General features: G+C 32.2%; 2 protein-coding genes. Both read right to left on the bottom strand.

What is annotated here, in order from left to right; translation table 11 throughout:
• Positions 1 to 4,391, bottom strand: a 4,391-nt coding sequence (locus ERK18_RS09210; protein ID WP_187155197.1) for a pectate lyase-like adhesive domain-containing protein, incomplete at its 3' end; no start/stop codon positions are given.
• Positions 4,392 to 4,821: 430 nt separating this feature from the next.
• Positions 4,822 to 5,359: SLAP domain-containing protein (locus ERK18_RS09205; protein WP_187155196.1), on the bottom strand; the 538-nt coding region annotated here is incomplete at its 5' end.

Here is a 5,359-nt window from a genome sequence, read left to right as displayed (position 1 = left end):
TCTGCCTGATCTATATCTGCTATAGCTTGACTTAAAACTTCTTTAAGGTCATTTTGAACTGAAGAAGATAATTTATCGTATGCATTTTGTATTCGCTTCTTGGCCGCTTCAGCCATCGAACTAATATTAAGCTTTTGCGCAGTCTTATTAGCTTCTAATTCTGCCTTCTCAGCTGCATCAGCAGATGCTTTGACATCGTTAATATCTTTAATTGCTTGATCTCTAATACTATTTACTTCAATAATAGTATCAACCGTCTTTAAATCATCATTAGCTTGACTAACAATTATTTGTACTTTTTTCCTATCTGAATCTTTAGACAAAGTTGAACTGACTTTATCAGCTGCATTCTGAATGGCATCAGTAGCCGCAATTTTAGCAAAGGCCACTTTAACGCTTTTTACCGATCCATCAAACTTTTCTTTAGCGTTGTCAAAAGCATTGACAACTTCTTTTTTACTCATAGCAGCTTTAATTGTATTATTAGCAGTATCTTTTGCACTATTAATGGCTCTAATGGCGATCGCCTTATCAGTTGCAGCTTTTTCCTGTTCACCAGATTCTTTTAGATTATTAAATGCGGTATTTACACTCTCAATTGCTTTTTCAGCTGCAACGTTAACATTGTCAATATATGAATTTTTGAAACTTTCTAAATCAGCCGCATTAGCTTCAGTTTCAACTGCCTTAATTGCATCTTCTCCTGCAATTTCAGCTTTATCTGCATCTTCAATGGTTATTTGATTACCCACATTTAATTTAGCATTGTCACGTGCTTTGCTAATTTTGTCTACAGCAGTTTGTTTGTCTTCATCAGACATGTCAGTCTTGTTAATTCGATCCACTGCAGCCTGTGCATAATCATTGAGTTTCTTCTGGTCAAATTCAATTTCCTTATTAAGTGCTTGGGCCTTAGATGAAACACTGTCAATATTTTGAATCCCGATATTTTTCTCATTGTTAACTTGAGCAATAGTCGCTGGAGTTGGATTATTAACATTACTTACCGCAGAATTATAAAATTTTTCAACTTCTTTATTAAATGCAGTTTTACCAGCAGCACTGACATTACCTAAGCTATTAATATTATTCTCAACTGTAGCTTTCTTATCTGCTAATGTTTTTAAAGCCTCAGTTTGAGCAGCTTTTAAGTCACTAATAGCCTTATCCTTAACTTGTTGATCCTTTGCATCTATTAAAGCTTGATCAATGCTTTTAATACCATTTTCCCTAGCACTATTAAGTGCATCATAGCTATCAGAAGAATCAACGGCTGCAATAGCTTTTTCATAAGCACTCATAGCTTGATCTTGATATTTTTTAACATGATCCGAAGTTAAACCAGTATCTGCCAAATCAGCTATTTGATTAATGATACCAGGCACTCCTGAGGTACCATTACCATCAAGCTCATTTTTAAGTGCCTGTTTAGCGGTATCTTTTGCAGCGTCAAATTTATTCAGATCGTCTGACTCCTTGTTAGCAGTTTCAAGAGCTGCTTTAATAATATCAAGAGCAATATTTTTACGCTTATTTACTTCATTAATTGTTTTGGCACCATAAACAGTAGTATCTTTATTCGATTCATTTACTGGATCTGACATTGCTAAAGCTTTAATTAATTCGTTATCAAAAGCCTTTGATTGGTCGTCTTTCAAATTGCTTGGTTTTTTATCTTTAGCATCCTGCACAGCTTCTTTAATGACTTCAGCAGCTTCATCTTGAGCTTCAGAAAGAGTCAAAATATTTAAACTTTTAACAATTGGACGACTTCCCGCATTAACAACTATTGGATTATATTCAACAAAATTTGCATCAGGAGTTATTTCAACTTTATCTCCCTTAGCCATATTCAAAATTACATCTGCAGGAATTGTAACTGAAAATGTTCCATCTGTATTTATTTCAGACGTAAACACTGATGGCAACTCGCTAATTCTGTTAGAAAGACTCCCACGATATGAATCATTAGTATTTACATATGGCTTTAATCCCTTATCTTCTTGAATAATACCGTTATATTTTGGATTATTGCTAATATATTTTACAATGATATAACCCTTTGTTCCTTTCGGAAAGTATTTATAAAAGACATTGTCGGTACTTGGACCATCTACTTCTTCAGTATAGTTTTTAACCTTACCTTTAACAGTCCTCGATCCATCTACGTTATTAATAACTTCAAGACTATCATCATCAATATCTAAAAAGCCATCTGGATTAGCAGGAACAAATGATACATTATTATAGCTTTCGGAATCTTTTCTGCTTAAAGCATCTTCCAAAGAAGACTTAACAATATTGTCAAGTTTATTCTGTTCAGAATTATTAACCGCCGCTTGGGCTATATTTAAAAATGAAGTAAATCTTTTATCATTGATGATTTCTGAAAGTGCTGGATCATTTTTAATTTCATCCAATTGTTTTTGAGTCAAGCTCTTATTACCATCAAGCATTTCAATTGTGTTTACAACAACCCCAGTTCCCGATTTCTGCATTTCTAAAACATGGAATGGTGGCAAAGTAAACTTATGTCCAGCGGCTGTTTGCAATTGTTGTCGAATATTAGTTATGGTTATTTTGTTGTTTCCAATAATGCTTGTAGCAGGATTTTTGTTATTGTGAGCATCTAAAATAAATGAATTAGGATTATTAATTTTAAATGTTCCCCCCTTGACATCAAGCAAAGTTATTGCTCCAGTTCCAGCATTACTACCTAAAGCAATATTAAAGCTACCATTTTCAACATCAGCTGAGCCAGTAACATAAACTAATGTTCCAGAGTAATCACCCATATTGTCTCCAAATATATTTAGTTCACTATTTGGATTGATAGTTAAATTTCCATTATCATAAAATAAATTGCCAGTGTCTCTATTTGTAATATTACCATTGGTACGAATATTTACTTGTCCGTTTTGCGAAATATTAAATGTTGAACCAGCCTCACTTAAATATACTGCTCTAGCTTTACCAGCATTCCTTGTTCCTTCGTACGGTCTTACCTTATTTTCACCAATGTTGATATTCAAAATTCCAGAAACAATTACGTTCCCGCTACCTTTCATATAGATGGCGCTGTATGGATAACCCCATTCTCCAGTATCACCGCCACCATCAAAATCCTCTACAGGATTAAGAGTTACAGTTGCACCTTTATGAATTGTCACACTATTAGTGTTACCCTTCATTTCAATTATAGTACCGCCATATGTGGAACCCAAAAAATTGCCATCTAAAAAATCTATACTATCGTTTTTTTTGCCATCCGTGAATTCAAACATTTGTTGATCATTGCGATTCGGCCATTTGGCAGTTCTAACTTCATTATTTCCTGTGAAATAAATATGTGTATTATTACCTGCATATATCAATTGTGAACCATTAAAGGAGCAGTCTTTAAAAATGATATTAGAATGGAAATTACCATTAACATTATCAGTATTCCAAACACCATAGTAATCTCCACTTATTATATTTAAATTTTGATAAGTAACTTCAGCGTTCGTACCTCCTGTTTGTTTAGGTGCAAAACCAGTAAAGTTAAGCGTGAATTTAGAAATTCCATCCGATTTAATAAGTAAAGTACGTCCCGGAACATCAAAAGTATTATTTCCATTATTTTTAGGTGCAATTATATTGTTTTTTAATACAATTTCAGCAATATTTTTGTTATTCAGTGCTTCTTTGAAATCTTCCCATGTATAAACGTCATAAGAAAGACCGTAAGCAGTATCCTTTGTTAAAATACTTTTAATTGCTGTACTAGTTGTATTATTAACTTTACTAGTTGATTGATCAGCAAAAACTGGATTATCACCAGATTCATTCTCATTAAAATGAGAATCTTCTGGCGAATTTCCATCACTCGGAGCATTACCTTCTTGAGTAATATCAGAATTAGAACCTTTTCCCGATGAATCAGTATTTTCTAACTTATTCTCTTCAACAACTTGTGAATTCTCCTCTTGTTTCTTAGTAGAGTTAGATTTATCAGAATCATTCTTATGGTCCTTAGTAGGTGCAGTTTCACTTAAAACTTCTAAATGGCTTCCGTCACTCTTAAAAAATGAAGTTAAATCGGAAAAGGTAGATAATTTGATTTCTTTTTTTGATTTTTCTACTTGATTGTCATCTTTAGATAATTCGGAAGTATGTATACTATTATTTTCAGTGGTTGAATTTGCAATAGACTTGCTAGACTTAGACTCAATTTGTTGGGATGGGTTAACTGTATCGGCTTTTACAGTTTGACCACTTAACCCAAGAAAAGTAAAACCTAATAATACAGAAGCAGTGCCGATAGTCAATTTACGAATTGAAAATCTATCTTGCTTCGCTTGCATTTCCATTTTTCTTAGTCTTTCATTATAGTTATTTTTTCCTAACATTGTCTTTCCTTTCTCATATTTAAAGTACATTTTGAATTGTATAACTCATGTTATTTCTTGTCAACGTTGATTGCAAAAGCAAAATCTTAACTATAAATAACCGTTATTTTTAAAAATATTTTTTTAAATAATTATATATTATTACTTTTTGTTTAATGTCCTAAAATAAAGATATTTTGATTAGTAAATAAAAATAACGAATTACAAAATCTGGTACTAAACAAATTAGTAATAGACATAATTTGTTTTTTATTACATTTTTATTACACTTTAATTGCATTTAATAAAATATTTTTTTGCCAAAAAATAACGTGATCTTATTATATTAGTTTTACATACTAATATTATTTATTTTTATTATGTTATTTTTAAAATACGATATAAAAAAAGTATCACATTGTGATACTTTTCTTGTTATCAGGAAATTAAACTACCCTTTAACATTGGCTTTCTTAACAAATTTGCTTGTTGTCATAGTGTAGTACTTCTTGCCCTTTATCTTTACTGGATTACCGTAAGTCTTAATTGATTTGCGCTTCTTCAGTACTTTCTTACCTAGACGATTACCATATTTACTGTATACATAAGCATTATGCTTCAATTTCAGTTTCTTGGCATCAATATTTCCTGCAGCTATATACAAGCCATCTTCAAGTGCATAATATACTCTCTTATTGATAACTTTTTGAGTTGAAACATCAATCGTGGAACCAGCATTTATTACCAAGCCATTGGCACGAACACCGTTTTCATCATAAAGATAAGCATTGTGCATTACCTTCTTATTAATAATGATATGAGATTGGTCTCCTGCCTCAACAGCAGCAGTTGTTTGTCTCAATGTTACATCTTGACTTGCAATATTAGCTGCTTTTACATAACGATTCTTGGCAATGATAAAGTACTTCTTACCGCGAATCTTAACGCTACTGCCGTAAGTGGTAATAACTTCGCCTGACTTTAGTTTG

Origin of the sequence: Lactobacillus kimbladii, assembly GCF_014323605.1 — a bacterium.
GTDB lineage: Bacteria > Bacillota > Bacilli > Lactobacillales > Lactobacillaceae > Lactobacillus > Lactobacillus kimbladii_B.
Note: the sequence above shows the minus strand (reverse complement) of the source record. Positions and strands in the feature narration are given on the sequence as shown.